The following is a 20,316-nucleotide window of genomic DNA, read 5'->3' as shown; positions in this document are numbered from 1 at the left end:
ACCGGCCCGACCGAGTGCGACTGAACCGCGGGAATGACCGCACCATCCTGACCGCCATTCTCAGCCGCATTGCGATGGATGCGGCCAGCATCACCATCAATCACGTAAGGCTCGATGAAAACGGACGCTACAGCGAAACCGTTGATTCGGGCCTTAATTCTTGCCTGAACATCTCCGCCAACAAAGACCAGACCGGGCGGGCGCTGCGGTACGACATGTTCCTCTCGGTGCTTGACGAGGGCGTGATCGCGCTGGTGCCCGTGGACGTGGATGCGGATGTGCAGACAGGTGAGGAAAGCATCGAATCCATGCGAGTTGGTAAGGTGAAGGAATGGTACCCGGACGATGTGCGGCTGGAACTGTACAACGACCGAACGGGCCAGCGGGAAGAGCTCACCCTGCCGAAAAGCCGGGTAGCCCTGATCGAGAACCCGTTCTACGCCGTGATGAACGAGCCCAACGGCACCATCCAGCGGCTCGTCCGTAAGCTGAACCTGATGGACGTGATCGACGAACAGGTGGGCAGCGGCAAGCTGGATCTCATTATCCAGCTGCCATATGTTGTAAAGAGCGAGACTCGGAAACAGCAAGCCCTGGAGCGCCGCAAGGAAGTTGAAGACCAGCTGGCAGGCTCGAAATACGGCGTCGCCTATACCGATAGCACGGAACACATTACGCAGTTGAATCGCTCGCTCGAAAACAACCTTCTGAAAAGCGTGGAATACCTGACGAACATGGCACACAGTCAGTTGGGAATCACGCCGGAGATCATGAACGGTACTGCAGACGACAAGGTGATGACCAACTACGAAAACCGTACCATCGAGCCTTTGGTGGCGGCTGCTGTGGACGAGATGAGACGAAAGTTTCTGACCAAAGAACAGCGGGAAGAGGACCGGGAGAGCATCCTGTTCTTCCGCGACCCGTTCAAGCTGGCACCTGTTTCCATGGTGGCGGAGATGGCCGACAAGTTTACCCGCAACGAGATTATGACGAGCAACGAGTTCCGACAGGTGATCGGGATGAAACCCTCGAAGGACCCGAAGGCGGACGAGCTGCGAAACTCGAACATTTCGGCTTCCAAAGAAGAGATCACGGCCCAGAATCAGACCATTACGAATGGGAGAGAGGCCGTAGAAAGGAGCATTGCAAATCAAAATGGCTAAATTCGACTATGATTGCAGCGGCTGGGCGACGAAAGCGAACGTCCAGTGCTACGACGGCCTGACCATTGCACAGGATGCTTTCCGTGAGTGCGACGGCCGCATGGTGCCGATGGTGTACAACCATGACCACGGCGACATTGGAAACGTGATCGGCCACTGCCTGCTGGAAAACCGCCCCGGCGGCGTGTACTGCTACGCCAAGTTCAACGACACGGACACCGGACGGACGGCCCGAAAGTGCGTGGAAAGCGGCGACCTGAACGCGTTTTCCATTTTTGCCAACGGCCTGCAGAAGGTGGGCAAGACCGTAAAGCACGGCTTTATCCAGGAGGTAAGCCTTGTGCTGGGGGGCTGCAACCCCGGAGCCCTGATCGACGAGGTGATCAAGCACAGCGCCGATGAGGACTACGAGGGCGGCGAAGCGTTTATCTACAACGACCCGGGCCTGAGCCTGACCCACGGTATGGACCCGAACGGCAACCCGCTGGAGGAGCTGGAACACAGCGCCGATGGCGGCAAAACACAGGAGGAAGCCAAAATGGCGGACGAAAATCAGAACGACGACAAGACGCTGAAAGAGGTGTACGAGAGTATGACCCCTGAACAGCAGGAGTGCTGCCACACACTTGTTGGCATGGCCATTAAGAAAGTGGACGGCGGCGAAGACAACGGTGAGGAGGATGAAACCGTGAAGCATAATGTTTTCGACAAAGATACCAACGCAACCGTGCTGAAGCACAGCATCGAAGAGATCAACAATGTGGTCAAGACCGCAAAGAGCCACGGCACCATGAAGACCGCCTTTGAGGATGCCGGCATGGACAGTGACGAGCTGGCCCACAGCATCGACAACATCGACTGGTTGTTCCCTGAGGATCACCTGCTGGACACCACGCCCCGCATCATTGATAAGCCCGACGACTGGGTGAGCGTGGTCATGGGCGCTGTGCACCACATTCCTTTCAGCCGGTTCAAGAGCATGTTTGCCGACCTGACCGAGGACGACGCCCGCGCTAAGGGTTACATCAAGGGCAACTTCAAGAAGGAAGAGGTCTTTGGCCTGCTGCGCCGCTCCACCAGCCCTACCACCGTGTACAAGAAGCAGAAGCTGGACCGCGACGACGTGATCGACATTACCAGCTTTGACGTTGTGGCATGGCTGAAGCAGGAGATGCGCCTGAAGCTGAACCGTGAGCTGGCTCTGGCTTACCTGCTGGGCGACGGCCGTCTGGCTGCCTCTGAGGACAAGATCGACGAGAACTGCATCCGTCCTGTGTTCAACGACGCAGACCTGTTTACCATCAAGGTCCAGTGCAAGACCACCGGCCTGACCACCGTGGAGGACAAGTACAAGGCCCTGATCAAGCAGATCCTGCGCAGCCGCAAGGAGTACCGCGGTTCCGGCACCCCCACCATGTTCACCACGGAGGACGCTCTGACCGAGATGCTCCTGCTGGAGGACAGCATCGGCCACCCGCTGTATGCTGACGAGGCTGCTCTGGCCCGCAAGCTGCGCGTGAAGAACATTGTGACCATCCCCGAGATGGAGGGCCGCAAGGGTGCCAAGGGCGGTGACCTGGTCTGCCTGATCGTGAACCTGGCCGACTACACCGTGGGCGCAGACAAGGGCGGCGCTGTTTCCATGTTCGACGACTTCGACATCGACTTCAACGCCCAGAAGTACCTGATCGAGACCCGCTGCTCTGGCGCTCTGACCACCCCGTTCAGCGCCATGGCTGTTGAGTGGGCTGCTTAAACCATATCAAATGTAAACCTCTCGCCGCTTCGGTCTCGCCGATGGCGAGCGCCTTGCGGAGCTCCCATACTGGGGGAGCCAAGAATCAATGAAAGGATAGAACTATGCTGAACACCATCTACGAAACCGGCTATGACCTGCACGTGGCAAATTACATTGCCTACCTGCACACCGACAAGGCCCTGTATGAGGAAGAGGACCACAAGACCAAAGCCAAGAAGGCGGACGTGGAGCGGGCCTTTAAGCTGGGCCGCCTGCTGGTTGTGGCTGCCGACAAGACCTACCTGCCATTGCTCTGCTGGCAGCCGGTGTTGTGGTGACCGATGGCACCACCGCCACCACCTGCACGGCTGTGGCAGACGAGGCTGATTTGGTTGGCCCTGTGGTTAGCATTAACTAATCAAAATGGAGGAACAAACCGATGAAATGGAGCGGGAAGATCGGGTTTGCGGAGGACACGGACGAATCGGCCCCCAGCGTATTTGCAGAGCGAATCGTAGAGCGGAGCTATTATGGCGACGTGCTGGAGTTTGGGCGGCAGATGCAGGGGAGCGACCAGGTCAACGAAGACATCCAGCTTGGAAACCAGCTGAGTGTAGTGGCCGACCCATTTGCATCGGCGAACCTCTACAACCTGCGGTATGCAACATTCATGGGCCAGCGGTGGAAAGTGAGCGCTGTGAAGGTGCAGCTGCCCCGACTGGTGTTGACGTTGGGAGGCTCTGGAATGGAAACACGCCGAAACCTTGACACGAAACTGCGTGAAGTGCTGCGGCAGGCAACCGGGAAAGAGAACCTTTATTTCCAGCCGCCTGCCGGTTACAAGCTGAAATACCCCTGTATCGTGTACAGCGAGAGCCGGAGGCAGAACCGCCACGCAAACAACGGAGTTTATGCACAGCACCTGTTTTACACAGTGACGGTGATCGACTCCGACCCAGACTCGAAACTGAAAGTGGCCGTAAGCGTATTGCCGAAATGCGCCTACGACCGCTCTTTTGTTTCTGACAACTTATACCACACGACCTTTACCATTTACCAATAAGGAGGAATACCATGGCAAGACTGATTTGGGATGCCGTAGGCGAGAAGTTCTACGAAATGGGCACCAAGATGGGTGTGCTCTACCCCATGAACAACGAGGGCAGCTACGACAATGGCGTGGCCTGGAACGGCCTGACCGCTGTGACCGAGAGCCCCTCCGGCGCGGAGGAGACCAAGCTCTACGCAGATGACATCAAGTATGCAAGCCTGCGCTCTGCCGAGGAGTACGCCTACACCATTGAGGCTTACACCTACCCCGAGGAGTGGGAGCCCTGCGACGGCTCTGCCCACGTGGCAGCCGGCGTGACCATCGGCCAGCAGAAGCGCAAGGCATTCGGCTTCAGCTGGGTGACCACCAAGGGCAACGACGTTTCCGACGAGGTGGGCCAGAAGATCCACGTGGCCTGGAACAGCACGGCTTCTCCCTCCGAGAAGAGCTATGCGACCATCAACGACAGCCCGGACGCCATCACCTTTAGCTGGGAGTGCAGTGCATCCCCCGTGAACGTGACTGGCCACCGTCCCAGCTGCCACATGGAGATCGACTGCTCCAAGCTGAAAGAGAAGACCGTGCAGGCCATCCAGGACAAGCTCTGGGGCAACACAAGCGCCGAGGCCACTCTGCCCAGCCCGGACGAGCTGATCCAGCTGATCACTACCAGCGAGGCAGCCGAGTAAACCTCTTATCGAAAAAGGAGAAGAAACTATGTACAAGAAAACGATGGAGACCATCGACTTTGGCGGTACCAAGCGCGTGGAGGACTATTACTTCAACCTGACGGCAGCCGAGCTGATGGAGATGCAGCTTTCCACCGAGGGCGGCTTTAAGGAAATGATCGAGCGGATCGTGAACGCCCAGAACCAGACCGAGATGACCGAGCTCTTTAAGAAAATGATCTGCAAGAGTTACGGTGTGCTGAGCCCGGACGGCCGGAAGTTCATCAAGAACCAGGCGGTGCTGGAGGATTTCCTGGCCACGCAGGCCTACAGCGACCTGTATATGGAAATGCTGACCAGCACCGAGGCCGCTACCGAGTTCTTCAACAACGTGATTCCCCAGGACCTGGAAAAGAAGGCCGCTGCTGCCCAGTCTGCACAGCCGGGCCTGAGCATTGTTGACGCTGCAAAGCCCGTGCTTGATGCAGCCCGCGCAGACGGAAACCTGTAAGTACGAAACCTGACGCCCACGGAGGGCACCTATTTAACACCCCAGGGAGGGAAGAGAAATGCTGGTACTGAAAATTCCTGCACGACAGGTATGGGACCCAAACCGGGAGGAGTTCCTGTATATCCGGGAAACGACTCTGCGGCTGGAGCACTCTCTGCTCTCCCTGGCTAAATGGGAAAGCAAGTGGCATATCCCGTTTTTCTCGTCCGGCGGTAGCATGAGCCGCGAACAGCAGCTGGATTATTTGCGCTGCATGACACTGGACAAGGGCGTTGACCCGAAGGTGTACCAGTTTTTGACGAGAGAACAGCTGAATGCCATTAACACATATATGGACGACCCCATGACCGCGACCTGGTTTCATGGGGAGCCAAAACCGAACGAGCCAAGAGACCCGGCAAAAAGACCTCGGCAGAAAGCACCGCCGCGAAGAAGCGGAACGGTGACGACGGCCGAGGTTTTGTATTGCCAGATGTTCCAGCTGGGCATCTCGAAAGAGTGCGAAAAATGGCACTTGAACCGACTTTTGACGCTGCTGCGGGTGTGCAGCGAAGCCCAGACACCGCCCAAGAAGATGAGCCGTGGCGAGGCAATGGCCCAGCAGCGGGCTCTGAACGCCCAGCGAAAGGCAAAACTGCATACGAGGGGATAATTTTTCAAAATGCCGAAGATCATCGTATTCAAGCAGAAAGGCAACTTTAAGAAGACACGAAAATTTTTGAAGCGATGCTCGAACTTACAGCTGGACGATCTTTTGGACCAGTACGGGAAAGAGGGCGTGGAGGCACTGGCACGGGCCACGCCGAAAGATACAGGTAAGACCGCTGCCAGCTGGAGCTATGCCGTGCACAAGAGCGACGGACGGATCACCATTACGTGGTCCAACTCTAACATTGTGGATGGCGTGCCCATTGCAGTGATCCTGCAATATGGCCACGGTACCCGGAACGGCGGGTATGTAGAGGGTGTGGATTACATCAACCCGGCCATGCGGCCGATATTTGAACGAATTGCACAGCGGGCTTGGGGTGAGGTGAGGACCGAATGAGCCGGGAAGTAGACCAGCGCGTTGTTGAGATGCAATTCAACAATGCGGACTTTGAGAAAAACACAAAGAAGACCATTGGCCTAATCGACAAGTTGATGGAAAAGCTCCAGTTCAAAGGGGCCGAAAAGGGCTTTGAAAAGCTGGACGCCGCTGCGGAAAAAGTAGACTTTGATACCATGTCCCGCTCGTTGGACGACTTGCAGAGCAAGTTTTCGGCGCTGGACATCATAGCCGCCACGGCACTGGTGAACATTACCAACAAGGCCGTGAACGCAGGCGAGAAACTGGTAAAAAGCCTCTCGGTGGACCAGATTGCCAGCGGATGGGACAAGTACACGGAGAAGACCTCCAACGTACAGACCATCATGAACGCCACCGGTAAGAGCATCGACCAGGTGAACGGCTACCTGAACAAGCTGATGTGGTACTCGGATGAGACGAGCTACAGTTTCAACGAGATGACCAGCGCTTTGAGCCAGATGACGGCAGCGGGCGGCAACATTGACAAGATGATCCCCATGATCATGGGCATCGCCAATGCCACCGCAGATGCGGGTAAGACGGGATTTGCTTTCCAGAGCACCATTCGTAACCTGACCCAGAGCTACAGCGCAGGCCATCTGCAATTGCAGGACTGGAAGAGCCTGAACCTGATGGGTACCGCCACGAAAGCCCTGAAGCAGGAGCTGATCGACACGGCAGTGGAGCTTGGCAAGATCAAAGAAGGCGATGTGACCATTGCCAGCTTTGAATCGAGCCTTTCCAAAAAGTGGGCCGACACTCAGGTGATGGAGAAGACCTTTGAAAAGTACGCCTCCATGATGACGGCTGCCTATGACATGGTGCAGCAGACTCCGGGGCTTACCACTTCTGAAGCACTGGAAAAATTGAGTGGACAGTACGGTGAGCTGGCAGAGCGTGCGGCCTTGGCAGCCCAGCAGGCAACGAGTTTTGCGCAGGCCATTGATTCCACGAAGGATGCAGTAAGTTCTTCCTGGATGAAAGTATTTGAGACTCTCTTTGGCAACAAGGAGGAGGCTACTGAGACCTGGACAGAACTTTCAGAGCGGCTTTACGATATTTTTGTGCCTAGAATTGAGGCCCTAAATGGTCGCTTAAAACAGGGGTTGAATTCTGGCTGGCAGCAACTGCGTGATACGATGGGCGACGGAATGGATGCCTATGAGTATACCCTGCAGAAAATGGCGTTAGCAAGCGGAGAACTCACAGACGAGCAGATTGAAGAAGCTGGAGGATTTGATAAGGCTCTGCAAAAAAATGGAGTCAGCGCAGAACTACTGATCGCGAGTTTGCGACGAACAGAAGCTGAACTGAAAAAACTCCAGGGGATGAGCGACCAGCAGCTAAATGCACTGGGGTTTGACCGGGACACGGTTGAAAAGCAGGTGGCATTGTTTGAACAGCTCGACGAAAAAGTGCAAAATGGAACCATTCAGCTGGGAGAGTTTTCCAAGAAAATGGGAGAAGTCTCGGGTCGGGAGCATCTTGTTCAGGCACTATGGAACGTGTGGGACGGCATTGCTAGCGTGATGGCCCCGGTGAAAAAGGGCTTCAATGCCATATTCAAGGGTATGAGCGGAAGTCAGGTGTACCAGTTTGCAGAGATGCTGGATACTATGACAGCAAAACTGACCCTGAGCAAAGAGACGACGGATAAGCTGTACCGGACATTCAAAGGCTTATTTAGCGTGCTGGGGCTGGGAAAAGATATTCTACTGACAGTGGCTGAGTATCTTGGAAAAGCGGTTACTGCGGTGCTTCCGCTTGGAAACGGTATCATGAGCGTGACCGCCGCCATCGGAGATGCGCTGACCAAGTTTACCAAGGCAGCAAAAAGAGCAAAGCATTAAAAACCGTTCTGGATGGACTGAACTGGGGAATCAATGAGGTCGCTGGAGCCTTTGAGACATTTTCAGATATTTTGGAGAAAGTCTCCGGCAACGTTTCCGTTGTATTTCATCCGTTGGAGACGCTTGGAAATGCCTTGACGACCTTTATCAACACCATTGCACCTGGACTTTACGAGTTTGGCAAGACGGCTGACGTCACATTTAAAGAATTTGGCGAAGGAGCCGTGGCAGCTTTTAACAGCCTAGATATGAACAAGGTGGCCCAGTTCCTGAGCACAGGGCTGCTGGCAGGGGTATTGACCGGATTAAAAGGGTTCCTGAAAACACTGAAAGGCGTAACAGGAGATGTGGGCGATATTATCGGCAGCCTGAAAGAGACACTGAGTTCTCTCGGAAGTGCCGTGGACGCATGGCGTGAAGGCAAAAAAGCGGAGACTCTGATGACCATTGCGAAAGCTGTGGCTATCATGGCTGGCTCTCTAACGGCGCTATCCCTCATTAAACCCGAGCGGCTGGTTTCTGCCATCGGCGGGCTGACCATGATATTTGGTGAGCTCGTTGGTTCGTTTTACGCCATCCAGAAGCTGCTTGGAACCGTAAAAGCCGGAAAGCTGAATGGTATTGCGCTTGCCATGGTGAGTGTTTCGGCTGCTGTACTGATTCTGTCCAGTGCTGTCAAGAAACTTGGCGGGCTGGATATGGCAAGCCTTGCGAAGGGTTTGATTGGCGTTGGTGCCCTGTTGGCAGAACTCGTGGGAGCTGCTACGCTGCTCTCCAACGGAACAGAGCGTTTTACAAAAGGTGCACTGGGAATGATTGCCTTTGCGGAGGCCATCAATATTCTGGCAAATGCTGTCGGGAAACTCGGCAACCTGAAAACGGAAGAGTTGATCAAGGGACTCGCAGGCGTGGGGGCGCTACTTGCAGAAATAACTGCATTCAGTAAGTTTGCGACTTTAGGTGACATTGGCATCCGAACTGGGGCTGGTATGGTACTGCTGGCAAGCTCCCTTTTGATTCTGCAGAAAGCCGTTGCCGGATTTGGCGGGATGAAGTGGGATGAGATCGGAAAAGGACTGATTGCGGTTGGTGGAGCCCTTGCTGAATTTGCTGCTTTTGGATTTGGGGCTTCTTTCTCGAAGCACATCATTTCCAGTGCAGTGGCCGTGGGCATCCTTTCCGGGAGCATGAATCTGCTGGCCAGTGCTATGGCCACTATGGGGGCCCTTGACTGGGAGAGTATCGGGAAAGCACTGGCCACGATGGGTGGTGCGCTGACCGAATTTACTATTGCCCTGAATCTGACGAAAGGTACTTTAGGTGCTGCCGCATCTCTGACGTTAATGGCAGCAGCTATCAATCTACTGGTACCTGCCTTGACTGGACTTGGTAGTCTGAGCCTTGCAGAGATTGGTAAAGGTCTGCTGGCAATCGCCGGATCTTTTGCTGTGGTTGGTGCTGCTGCGATGATTTTGACTCCTGTTACACCAGTGATTGTTGCGCTGAGTGTTGCCATGGGAGCATTGGCCGCTGGTCTTGGTGCATTGATGGCCATGGCTTCAGCTTCGCAGTTCATCGGTAATTTGGCAAGCAGTCTGAGTATGCTGAATGGCCTGAATTTCCAAGTGGCATTGAATGGGCTGAAAAGCCTGGCCTGGCTGTTGGTTGAGTTTGTGGCGGGTATCTTCAAGGGCTTAGCAGCTATTGCGGAAAGTCTTGTTACTTCCATTGCAACCATCATCAAATCCATATGCGACGCCATCGTTCTTGCAGCACCATCCATTGGAAATGCTATTTCGACGCTAATCGTAACTTTATGTGGTGTGATCCAGCAGACGGCTCCGACGATTGCGGATACAGCAGTTGTAGTGATCGAAGCTATCGCCTCGGCGCTATGCACATTATTGGGCGATTTGTTCACCAAACTTTCTCCCGGACTAGAAAAGTTCTGGAATGACATAGTTGTGTGGATTAGTTCAAAATGGGAAGCTCTAAAGAGTTTGATTGCTGGGTTCTTCGGGCCGATTGGAGAATTCTTTGCCGGGTTGCCTGGCTGGGCCTCTAATGTTGGAAAAGCCGGAGGTGAATTGGTTGATTCCTGGAATTCTGTGTGGAGCGACTCTACCAGTGCAGAGGACGCTTCTGTAGCGGGAGAACAGGTTGCTGAGGGATATGCGAACGGCATCGAAAATGGGAAGAAATCTGTAACCGACCGCATTGCCGAAGTAGCGCAGGCTGCCGCGAATGCCTGGAATACGTTCTGGGGAATTGCTTCTCCGAGCAAAGAAGCAACGGAAAGCGGCGATTACATTGGTCAGGGATATGCAAATGGCATCTGGGGGAGTCTTGGCGGGGTAGAGGCCGCGATGCTGGGCCTTGCCGATGGAGTCCACAGCGTTTTTACAGACTACTGGCAGATTCACTCTCCTAGCAAGACCGCAGAAGAGGACGCGGGGTATATCCCGGACGGTTTCCGACGTGCATTGGAAGACAGCCAGAAGCAGCAAGAATTAGAGGACGCTTCCTATGCCATGGCGAAAAAACTGGAAGAGGGTGCCTCAAAGGGATTAGACGAAGCAGCGACAACTGTTTCTGAGAAAGTAAATCATATTTATGGTCTGCTGGGTGGTGAAAAATGGGATGCCGCTCAAGCTGGACAAAATGTGAAAAACGGATTGTCGAAGCTAGCAGGCGGAATTACTGGTAATGGTGTTCTGCCCGGCGTAAATGCACAGGGTAGCAGCTGGGCAGATGGTGCCGATTTCCTGAAACAAGCGCAGGATACCATAACAGACGCCGCAAACGCTGCCGGCGGAAAAACCAAGGGTGGCTCCAAAACTAAAACCAAGGGCAAGACGGCTGCAGAGCTGATGGCTGAGGAGTACACCAAAAAGCTGAAGGCTAACAAGTATTTGCAGGATGCCCTCTCGAAAGAGACGACCCTGTGGGAGCTGCAGAGCGAAGACAGCGTGACTAATGAAGAACTGCTGGCAAAGCGGACCGAAGTGGTGACGCAGCAGATCGAGCTGCAGGCCGACCGGGTGGCCATTGCACAGGAGCAGTACGATAAGCTTTTGGCCAAAGCCGGAAAGGACAACGACAAGACCAAAGACGCTTACGCCACCTTGTTGGACGAGCAGGCGTCCTTGGAAAAGCTGAAAGCCAGCCGCTACGACGACATCTGGGAAGATGTGCTGAAGCGGTATGAAAACGACTCCAAGACCGCCGAAGACGAATACAACCTGTGGGCCTCCCTCTACGAAGACACTGCCTCGGTGACCGAAGCGGCGAACAAGAAGATGGAGCAGATCAACAAAAAGATCGCTTCGCAGGCAAAAGTAGTGACGGCAGCGGAGGAGGAGTACACCCAGCTGAAAGCGGAATTTGGCGAGCAGAGCCAGAAGACGCAGGAAGCTTACCGCAAGTATCTGGAAGAGCAGAAGAACCAGCAGGACCTCATCAACGAGCTGGAAAAGGCCCAGCTGGAGCAGTTTGACAACCAGATCGCCCGATATCAGAGAGAAGCCAAGATCGTGCAGAACCGGCAGCAGATGCTGGCGAAGATCTACGCAGACGGCGACCTCTCGGGCCGGGAAGACGCCTACACCAGCGCCGTGGAGAAATACGGCGAAGGCTCGAAACAGGCACGGCAGGCCGCGCTGCAGGGGACCATGAGTTCCCTCATCAGTGTGGGAACCGCCATGACCAACATGAGCTCGTCCCTCAAGCAGCTGACCGAGTACCAGAAGACATACGACTACTACGTGGCCAAGGGCGAACAGAACAGCGACGATGCGCTGGATGCGCTCTCGGCTTTACAGAGCGAACAGTACAACTTTGTGGGCTTTGCGGAAAACCTGGCCGATGCCTTTGACATGACCGACAACGGCAAGAAGGCCATGATGCAGCTGGGATACACCATCTCCAAGAACTGGAAGCCCATTCAAAACGGCTTCAACAAAGTATGGAGCCGGGTGCAGCAGAACTTCCCCGAGACGGCGAAGAAGCTGACCGCCACCCTAAACCTTGCTATGAGCGAGGGCGCAGCGGAGACGGCATCCAGCTTTATGCAGACCATTGTGGCGGCCATGAGTGGAGACTACGCTACGGCCATCGTCTCCGGCCTGAACACGGTGCTGAGCTTCATGAACACGGAGTTTGGCAAGGCCGTGCTGCAGGGGCTGGCAGGCGTTTTCGCGAAAGCGATGACGGGGCTTTCCACGGGCGGATTCATTACGAAGCTGCTGGGAAAACTGTTTGGCTTCAAGGGCGTGGCTTCTGCCGTGGCACAGACCGCACAGGTGGCTGCGCAAACGGCGCAGATCGCCCAGAGCACCGCAGCCGTTGCCGAGACGGTGACGGGCACGAACGGCATCGTGACCCAGACGGCGAAGCTTGCCGGAAACGGTGGATTCCTTGCCAAGATCCTCGGGTTCCTCGGAAAAGCTGGTACGGCCGCCAAGGTCGGACTTGGAAAAGCCGTAGGCTTGTGGGAGCAAAGTTTGCGGCGCTGACTGCCACCGGCGGACCCCTTGCTGGCATTGCAGCTGCACTGAGCAGCACCGGCCCGATCGGCATTGCAGTGGCAGCATTGGCAGCAGGCGGCGGACTGGTGATTGCCAACTGGAGCAAGGTGAAACAGTGGTTCTCGAACTTCGGCAGCTGGATGAAGGACAAGTTCTCTGCACTTTGGAGCGGAGCCAAGAGCGTCGTGGGCGGCGCGGTGAAGGTGGGCAAGAACATCCTGGGCGGCCTGTGGAAGGGCGTGAAGACCGTGGCAGGCGGCTTATGGAACGGCATCAAGAGCATCGGCAAGGGGATCATCAACGGCTTCAAATCGCTGTTTGGCATCCACTCGCCCTCGACAGTATTTGCCAAGATCGGCCGGTATATGATGCTGGGGCTTCAAAATGGCATTAGCAACAACGCACAGGGCGTGAACCGAACGCTGGAGGACGTCTCGAAAGGGGCGCTGGGCGTGGCCATGGACTGCTCCAAGCGTTTGCTGGCAGCCACGGACGAAGCCATGGAATACCAGCCCACCATCCAGCCGCTGGTAGACCTCTCCAACGTGCAGGCGGGCGCAGCATGGCTGGACGAGAACCTCTCGGACGGGGTACGGCGGGTCGGCTTTGACCTGGACCGCAGTGCCCAGCTGGCCAACATCGTTTCCCGCCGCGACGAAGCCCGGAAAGCGGCGCTCTGGCAGAAAGACGAACCAAAGACCGAAGAAATGTCCAACAAGGACATCGTGGAGGCCATTGGGACGCTGGGCGGACGCATTGACAGCGTGGCGGAGGCCGTGAGCCGGATGAAGCTGAGCATCAACGGCAAGAAGTTTGTGGGCGGCATCATCAACGACGTGGACGAGGGACTGGGGAAGATCGCCAGCAGGAACAGGAGATGACGCTATGATCGTCAACGGATTCACTCATTTGGGCGAGGCCGAGATCAGCCGGCACGAGCTGAGTTTCCAGGGCTTGGACCTGCGGGGAAACATCATCCGGGGAGCGTGCTCTGGACGACGGAGCTTGGACTCATCCCGGCAGGGCCTTTAACCATTGCGCCCTTTGAGGAGGCGACCCAGTTTGATGACGTTCCCTCCTACCACGGGCAGCTGGAAAACGCCCTTTATGCCGAGGCCCACACCTACTCGAACAGTACGGGAAGCTGGGACTTCTATTTTACGCATGATGGCAAGAACCGCTCCCCCTGGGACCAGTGCGCGGCAAGCGGCTGTGTAGGGGGAGAGGCCATTGCCACCGAATATGGGCAGGGCATCTATCATCTGGAATACAGCCAGAAAGCGCTGGAAACTACCCGGGCTGGTATGTGCGGGCCTGGACGTTTTCGGGCGAGATGCGCAAGCTCATGAGCATGTTACAGGGACGGCGGGTACAGGTGACCATGCCGGACGAAAGGACTTACCGCGGCAGATGCTGGGTAAGCAAGTTTGACACCGACGACAGCGGGCGGATGACCGTGACCATCTCGTATGATCTGGTTCCACCCGCTAATTATCCGAATTAACCCTCGTTAGATGAAACAGGAGGAACACATCATGTCACTTTTGACGGGACACGACATCCAGATCGGAGCGTACCACTCCGCGCGGGATTTTCATCTGATCCCGGCCAAAAAGTGCGTGGTGCAGCCTCCCAGTGAAAAAGTCATCTCTCTGGACGTGCCGGGGATGAACGGCCAGGCAGACCTCTCCCACTCCATCACGGGATATCCCGTATTTTACGAGCGGGAGGGCGCCTGGGAGTTTTACTCCGACCTGGGCTTCAACCGGGTATGGACTGCGTACCGGGACATCAAGCAGAAGCTGGCACTCCAATGCCAGACGAGCGCAAAGATTATCCTGGACGACGAGCCTACCTTTTATTATAAGGGAAAAGTGTGGATGGGCGACCAGCCGACCCAGACGGGCCAGAACACGAAGTTTACGCTGAACTATCGGCTGTATCCGTTCAAGTATCTGGTGAAACCTTTGGAAGAGGACTGGCTGTGGGATGACTTTAACTTTGAAACAGACCTCGCGCCGCAAAAGCTCGGGGATATCATATTGACAGCAGACAGCCCCAGCACCGTGGTGCGCCTGCCGCCCACGGACAAGCCCGCACTGCTGACCCTGAAAGGCTCCGGCTCGGGTGCACGCTATGTACTGCGGTACAACAACGAGAACGGGGAGGTCATCAGCCAGGGATCGCTGTTTAAATTGGGGCTGTTCCAGTGGCAGGTGAAGATATTACTCAAACCCGCCGCTTCCACCAATGGTGGAATGCTGAATATTTATTATTTGCAGCTGACCAAAGAAGCAGGAGACGAAGCCACGTGCGTGGGACGTATGAGCCGGGGTATTTGTAAGGAATAAACCTCTCAGTCTCGCTTCGCTCGCCAGCTCTCCTGCTAGGAGAGCCCTTGGCAGGCCGGGCAACGGCACCAGACCGCTTGGGTTTCTATTTATTTCAAAATGGAGGGCCCTGTGGCCTTTCGTAGGAGGACATATGGGTTACCGTGTCACGATAGGCGAGATCAAGTCAGACCTCCACGGGATGTACTGGGGCCAGAACTATTGTATTTACGACTCTCAGGGAGACTCTATTGAGGGAGCCGAGGACAAGCCTTGGGCGAAAGACCAGAGCTTGCAGCTGACAAAAAACCAGATTGGGAGCTATGAATGCACCGTGCCCTACATGCTCTGGCACGTCAAATATGGCCTGAAAAAAGACGACTTTGTGGAGCGGCAGGTATGCTGCATGGTTGAGCAGGATGACGACATCCTCTTTATGGGCTACCTGACGAACAAGAACCTGACGTTTGACCGGGGACTTTATCTCTGCTTTACGGAATGTCTGGGCGTTTATGACGAGAATGATATGCTGCTGGAACCGCAGGAGTATGTGCTGACCTGCGAGACGGACGGCTCCCACTGGGACGACTTTGAACAGGGCGAGGGGACACCAAGCCTGTGGTTTAAAATCTTCCACGACGCGAACGCGAACGGGGAGCTGGCAGGCATGGGCGCGGAAGCCCCGACGGTACAGCGGGGTGTGAAAAAAGACCTCTCTGACGAGGGCCAGCAGGTGGGCACGGCATGGTCGTTCTGGCAGAAATACTTTCTGGACGAATACGACGGGTATATGTATGTGAAGTATGTCCGAAAAGACAACGGGTACTTTGACATCACGCTCTGCTATGAGCTGGACATCACAACGACGACCAAACAGACTGTAGAATACGGCAAGAATCTGCTCGACCTGGAAGTGGAGGAAAAGCTGCCCAGCGATTTCTGCAACTATGTGATCGCCTGGGGCACCAACACCACGACCAAGGGTTGGTGGATCTTTAAGAAGACCAAGACCAGCAAGGTGCTTGGCAGCGCGCTGAACTACGAATCCAGCAACAAATACGGCTCGATCTGCCGTTACCTTCTGGTAGACGGGAACTCGACAAAAGAATCTCTTGACAAGCTGGCCCAGGAAGAGCTGGATACTCACGAGCAGTGGGCCGAAGTTTCCATCACGCTGACCGCCTTTGACCGGGCGGATATTGGCGAAGTAACAGACCGACTGGGGTATATGAAGAAGACAAAAGTCATCTCCGGGCCCCACGAGGTGGACGGCTGGTACGTGTGCACGAAGATCGACCTCGACCCTGCCAGCCCGGCCAGCACCCAGTTTACCTTTGGAAACCCGCCCAAGAAGCTGACCGACCAGCAGAACAAGGTGAAAACCCAGCTGGCGGGCACTGCCGTGATGGTGGGCGGCATGATGGGATACCTGAATATGTGAGGATTTCAAAATGGCATTTAATATTCAAGACATCGCCAAGGGCGTGCGGCAGGCGCTGTACGGGCGGGAAGTGCGCGAGTGGATCGCGCAGATGGGCGAGTGGGTTTACAACTGGATGAACGAGCAGATGGCTATTGTCAAACGCTATTTCGACCAGATGAAAGAGTTGAAGGACCAAGCTTCCGCCAGTGCAGATGCCAGCGAGAAGAGCGCCCAGAACTCCAAAGCCAGCGCGGACGCCTCGGCCTCCAGTGCAAAGGCAAGTGCTTCCAGTGCAGGGGACAGTGCCAATAGCGCAAAGGCCAGTGCGGCCAGCGCGGCAGCGAGTGCCACCAGTGCCAGTCACGCCAAGGACAGCGAGAACTCGGCCAAGCGATACTCGGAGAATGCGAAAGACGCCATTGCCACGGCCAAGAGCGAATACAGCGGCGGCTACTACAAGACTTACAACCTCGTGGCACCGAAAGCGGGCTGGAAGACCCTGACCCCGGCAAAGGGCGTCTACGGCTACTACTGCGACATTCCGGTGCAGGACCTGACCGACCGCTACTCGCCCTTTTGCGCAACGGCACTGGAAAGCTATGCCGTGGCAACGGTAGCAGGAGTGGCAACGGCAGTGGAAACCCGGACAGGGGCACTGCGGCTGTTTGCCCGGAACATCCCGACGGATGATATCGAGCTGGTACTGACATTGTTTGGCGTTGGTACGCTGAGTTTTAATCTGACGCTCCCCACGACAGAATGGAAGCGGCTGGGAACGGCCATCGGCCCAAACCAATATTACTGCGACATCGAGGTGCCGGGATGCCTTTCGACCCTGACGCCTCTGGCCACCACTGACCTCGAGCACTTTGAGGCGGCAGCGCCTGCGGGCCTTGCCAGCGTGGTGGAGACCTTTGACGGCTACGTGCGGTTTTATGCCGTGCGCCCGCCTGAGGAGAACATTGACGTGATCCTGGCTCTCATCAAGAAAGAAGACCCGGTGAACAAGCCGGCCACACGGACGGAGCTGGGTCTGGTGATGATCGGTGACGGCGTGGACGTGAACAGCGCGGGCACCATCTCGACGAGAGCGGCCACGGATGCCGAGTTTACGGCGATGATGAACACCATCTTTCATGAGTGATGGCCTTGGCAGGTCTGTTAACGGCACCTGACCGAATGAGATTTTACGAATTTCAAAATGGAGGGCCCTGCGACAGAGGGCAGGTGAATCAATGGCACAAGAAATGATTTTGGCCAAGCTCAGCCAGCTGCAGGGATTTGGCGAGAAGTTTATTGAAACGATCCTCGACGTGAGCAACCGGGTGAAGACACTGGAAGCAGTGGGCGCCCAGGCGAACCTCATTGAGCGAATCCTCGTGAACGGCGACCCGCTGAGCGTCGGTGAAAACAAGACCGTGAACATCCCGGTGCCGACACGGGTGAATCAGCTGGAAAACGATGCCTCCTACCAGGAGAACGTGATCGAGCGCATTCAGGTGAACGGCGTGACGCAAGGCATCACGGGCAAGACCGTGAATGTCCACATGCCCACGGCTGTGAGCGAGCTGACCAACGATGAAAACTACCAGACGAACGTACTGGAGGGCGTAAAGGTCAACGGAACGGCCCTGACGGTAGACGCGGAAAAGAACGTGAATGTCAGCGTACCGACGAAAGTTTCCCAGCTGACCAACGACAAGACCTATCAGACCAAAACGGAAGTGGAGAACACCGTCAAGACGGCCGTGGCGGGGAGCAAGCACACCAGCTTCCAGAAAGTGAGCAGTGTACCTGCAGCGGCGGACGCCAAAGAGGACATCATGTACCTCGTGATGAACTCCGTGACGAAACATTATGACATCTATGCGAAGATCGCGGACGATGCCGGAAATTTCAAAATGGAGCTGCTGGACGATACCACGGTGGACCTCTCCGGCTATGTGCAGAAAGAAGCGGGGAAAGGCCTCTCCCACAACGACTTTACCGACGCCCTGCTGGCAAAGCTGAACGGCATTGCGGAGAAAGCGAACCTCTACATCCACCCAGGGCACACGGCCTATGCCGAGGGACTGTACAAAGTGACCGTGGACGCCCTGGGCCATGTGACAAAAGCGGTTGGGGTGACCAAAGCGGACATCACGGGCCTTGGCATCCCCGGGCAGGACACCCACGACTGGGCCAGCATCACAGGGAAACCCACCAGTTACCCGCCCAGCGGACACACCCATGATGACCGGTATTACACCGAGAGCGAGCTGGACATTAAGCTGGCGGGGAAGAGCGCCACGGGGCATAAGCACCTGTGGGCGGATATCACCAACAAGCCGAGCACCTTTACACCGAGCGCCCACAAGCATGTGAAAGCGGATATTACTGACTTTCCTACCAGTATGCCGGCAAGTGATGTCTCGGCTTGGGCAAAGGCTGACACAAAGCCGAGCTATGCGTGGAGTGAAATTACCGGAAAACCAAGTACGTTTGCGCCGAGTGCGCACACCCACGATGCGAGTGCACTCATCAACGCCCTTGGCACCGGAACCGCATCGCCAGCAGATGGGGACTATATCATTACGCAGTGGGCCGGGACTGGAACAGAAGAAGAAAAACAGCGGTGGATCCGCCGCCCTGCCAGTGCATTCTGGGCTTACATCAAAGGCAAGACGGATACACTGTACCAGGCAAAAGGCAACTATGCAGCCGCCAGCCATATCCATGATGACCGCTACTACACGGAAAGCGAGATCGACGAGAAGCTCTCCGGCCTGCCAACCAGCGGACACACCCATGCATGGGGCGACATTACGGGGAAACCCAGCACCTTTACACCCAGCGCGCACAAGCATGTAAAAGCGGATATTACGGATTTCCCGACCAGTATGCCTGCGAGTGATGTTGCGGCGTGGGCGAAAGCTGCAAGCAAACCGAGTTACGCATGGAATGAAATAACTGGAAAGCCTAGCACATTCACCCCTGTATCTCACACTCATGATGACCGGTATTACACCGAGAGCGAGCTGGATGCAAAGCTTATCAAGAAAGCAGACACCCACTCCCACCCGTATCTGCCTACCGCAGGCGGAAATATGGGCGGAACTGCAATGATCGCATGGCCGGACAGCGGAAACTGGAGCAATAAAAACGACGGCGTGACATTTCCGGTAAAGCGCGGAGGCCTGTCTTGGTCAGGACAGAGTGATGGCATCCAGCTCTTTGCGGAAGAGACTGGCAATGATAACCTGGAGCTCGTTCTGCAATTTGCGGATGATAACTCCAATGGATTGACCATCCGTAACAAATCTGGCGATGCAGTTTCCCGTCTCGACGCAAATGGTGGGTTCAGCGGTTCTGTAGCATGGGGAAAAATCACAGGGAAGCCCAGTACGTTTACTCCGGCTACGCATAGCCATGCATGGGGTGATATTACTGGAAAGCCCTCCACCTTTGCACCGAGCGCCCACAAGCATGTCAAGGCGGATATCACTGACTTTCCGACGAGTCTTCCTGCCAGTGATGTAAAAGCATGGGCAAAAGCAGCCAATAAGCCGAGCTATAGCTGGGGAGAGATCACCAGCAAACCCAGCACCTTTACCCCCGCAGGGCATAAGCATGTAAAAGCCGACATAACCGATTTCCCGACGCTTGGCACGGCGGCTGCAAAGAACGTGGACGATTTTGCAGCGGCATCTCACAGTCACAGCTGGGATTCTGTGACAGGCAAGCCGACTACGTTTGCACCCAGTTCTCACAACCACGATGACCGCTACTATACGGAAAGCGAGATGGACACGAAGCTCAGCGGCAAAGCCAACAGCAGCCATACCCACAACTATGCGGGTTCTTCGAGTGCAGGCGGCACGGCGGCCAGCGTGAACGGCTTTACCTTTGGGGCGCAGACCAGCGACCCGGGCGCGAACAGCAGCCTGACGACGAACAAATTTTTGTTTGTGTATGAGTAAGAGCACTATACCGTTAAAGACCTCT

The 20,316-nt window shown here is 55.6% G+C and carries 17 protein-coding genes; all 17 read left to right on the top strand.

Annotated elements, in window-relative coordinates; translation table 11 throughout:
* Positions 1 to 14: 14 nt before the first annotated feature.
* Positions 15 to 1,166: a phage portal protein gene (locus DXA70_RS06360; RefSeq protein WP_347553507.1), complete on the top strand. Its 1,152-nt coding sequence runs from the start codon at positions 15 to 17 to the stop codon at positions 1,164 to 1,166.
* Positions 1,159 to 2,922, top strand: coding sequence for a phage major capsid protein (locus DXA70_RS06355; RefSeq protein WP_128117938.1), 1,764 nt, complete (start codon positions 1,159 to 1,161; stop codon positions 2,920 to 2,922). The genes DXA70_RS06360 and DXA70_RS06355 overlap by 8 nt, the downstream gene beginning before the upstream one ends.
* Before the next feature lie 104 nt (positions 2,923 to 3,026).
* Positions 3,027 to 3,242 (top strand): hypothetical protein, encoded by a 216-nt coding sequence (locus tag DXA70_RS06350; protein WP_128117937.1) that lies wholly within the window; start codon positions 3,027 to 3,029, stop codon positions 3,240 to 3,242.
* Between the two features lie 101 nt (positions 3,243 to 3,343).
* Entirely contained in the window at positions 3,344 to 3,967 is a 624-nt protein-coding gene (locus tag DXA70_RS06345) for a hypothetical protein (RefSeq protein WP_128117936.1), read from the top strand.
* Between the two features lie 11 nt (positions 3,968 to 3,978).
* Positions 3,979 to 4,644: a hypothetical protein gene (locus DXA70_RS06340; protein ID WP_128117935.1), complete on the top strand. Its 666-nt coding sequence runs from the start codon at positions 3,979 to 3,981 to the stop codon at positions 4,642 to 4,644.
* Between the two features lie 28 nt (positions 4,645 to 4,672).
* Positions 4,673 to 5,134, top strand: coding sequence for a hypothetical protein (locus DXA70_RS06335; RefSeq protein WP_199522856.1), 462 nt, complete (start codon positions 4,673 to 4,675; stop codon positions 5,132 to 5,134).
* 58 nt (positions 5,135 to 5,192) lie between these two features.
* Positions 5,193 to 5,786 carry a hypothetical protein gene (locus DXA70_RS06330; protein WP_128117934.1) on the top strand — a complete coding sequence of 198 codons (594 nt, stop codon included), beginning with the start codon at positions 5,193 to 5,195 and terminating at the stop codon, positions 5,784 to 5,786.
* 9 nt (positions 5,787 to 5,795) lie between these two features.
* Complete coding sequence (locus DXA70_RS06325; RefSeq protein WP_347553506.1) at positions 5,796 to 6,182, top strand: HK97 gp10 family phage protein; 387 nt, start codon at positions 5,796 to 5,798, stop codon at positions 6,180 to 6,182.
* Positions 6,179 to 8,053: a hypothetical protein gene (locus DXA70_RS06320; RefSeq protein WP_128117933.1), complete on the top strand. Its 1,875-nt coding sequence runs from the start codon at positions 6,179 to 6,181 to the stop codon at positions 8,051 to 8,053. The genes DXA70_RS06325 and DXA70_RS06320 overlap by 4 nt, the downstream gene beginning before the upstream one ends.
* Before the next feature lie 134 nt (positions 8,054 to 8,187).
* A complete protein-coding gene (locus tag DXA70_RS06315; protein WP_128117932.1) occupies positions 8,188 to 12,567 on the top strand; it encodes a hypothetical protein in 4,380 nt (1,459 codons plus the stop codon).
* Positions 12,543 to 13,460 carry a hypothetical protein gene (locus DXA70_RS06310; RefSeq protein ID WP_128117931.1) on the top strand — a complete coding sequence of 306 codons (918 nt, stop codon included), beginning with the start codon at positions 12,543 to 12,545 and terminating at the stop codon, positions 13,458 to 13,460. The genes DXA70_RS06315 and DXA70_RS06310 overlap by 25 nt, the downstream gene beginning before the upstream one ends.
* Before the next feature lie 105 nt (positions 13,461 to 13,565).
* Positions 13,566 to 13,928 (top strand): hypothetical protein, encoded by a 363-nt coding sequence (locus DXA70_RS06305; protein WP_128117930.1) that lies wholly within the window; start codon positions 13,566 to 13,568, stop codon positions 13,926 to 13,928.
* The gene (locus DXA70_RS13600) at positions 13,925 to 14,083 is read left to right on the top strand and encodes a hypothetical protein (protein ID WP_158565139.1); all 159 of its coding nucleotides are present in this window, start codon (positions 13,925 to 13,927) and stop codon (positions 14,081 to 14,083) included. Before DXA70_RS06305 ends, DXA70_RS13600 begins: the two co-directional genes overlap by 4 nt.
* Positions 14,084 to 14,114: 31 nt before the next feature.
* A complete protein-coding gene (locus DXA70_RS06300) occupies positions 14,115 to 14,930 on the top strand; it encodes a hypothetical protein (RefSeq protein ID WP_128117929.1) in 816 nt (271 codons plus the stop codon).
* Positions 14,931 to 15,063: 133 nt separating this feature from the next.
* Complete coding sequence (locus DXA70_RS06295) at positions 15,064 to 16,350, top strand: phage tail protein (RefSeq protein WP_128117928.1); 1,287 nt, start codon at positions 15,064 to 15,066, stop codon at positions 16,348 to 16,350.
* A gap of 10 nt (positions 16,351 to 16,360) precedes the next feature.
* Positions 16,361 to 17,476 (top strand): hypothetical protein, encoded by a 1,116-nt coding sequence (locus tag DXA70_RS06290; protein ID WP_128117927.1) that lies wholly within the window; start codon positions 16,361 to 16,363, stop codon positions 17,474 to 17,476.
* A gap of 91 nt (positions 17,477 to 17,567) precedes the next feature.
* Positions 17,568 to 20,291 carry a hypothetical protein gene (locus DXA70_RS06285; protein WP_128117926.1) on the top strand — a complete coding sequence of 908 codons (2,724 nt, stop codon included), beginning with the start codon at positions 17,568 to 17,570 and terminating at the stop codon, positions 20,289 to 20,291.
* The last annotated feature ends 25 nt before the right edge of the window (positions 20,292 to 20,316 follow it).

Origin of the sequence: Faecalibacterium sp. OF04-11AC (assembly GCF_003460645.1) — a bacterium.
GTDB classification, from domain to species: domain Bacteria; phylum Bacillota; class Clostridia; order Oscillospirales; family Ruminococcaceae; genus Faecalibacterium; species Faecalibacterium prausnitzii_I.
The sequence above is the reverse complement of the archived record's forward strand: the minus strand, read 5'-3'. Positions and strand labels throughout refer to the sequence as shown.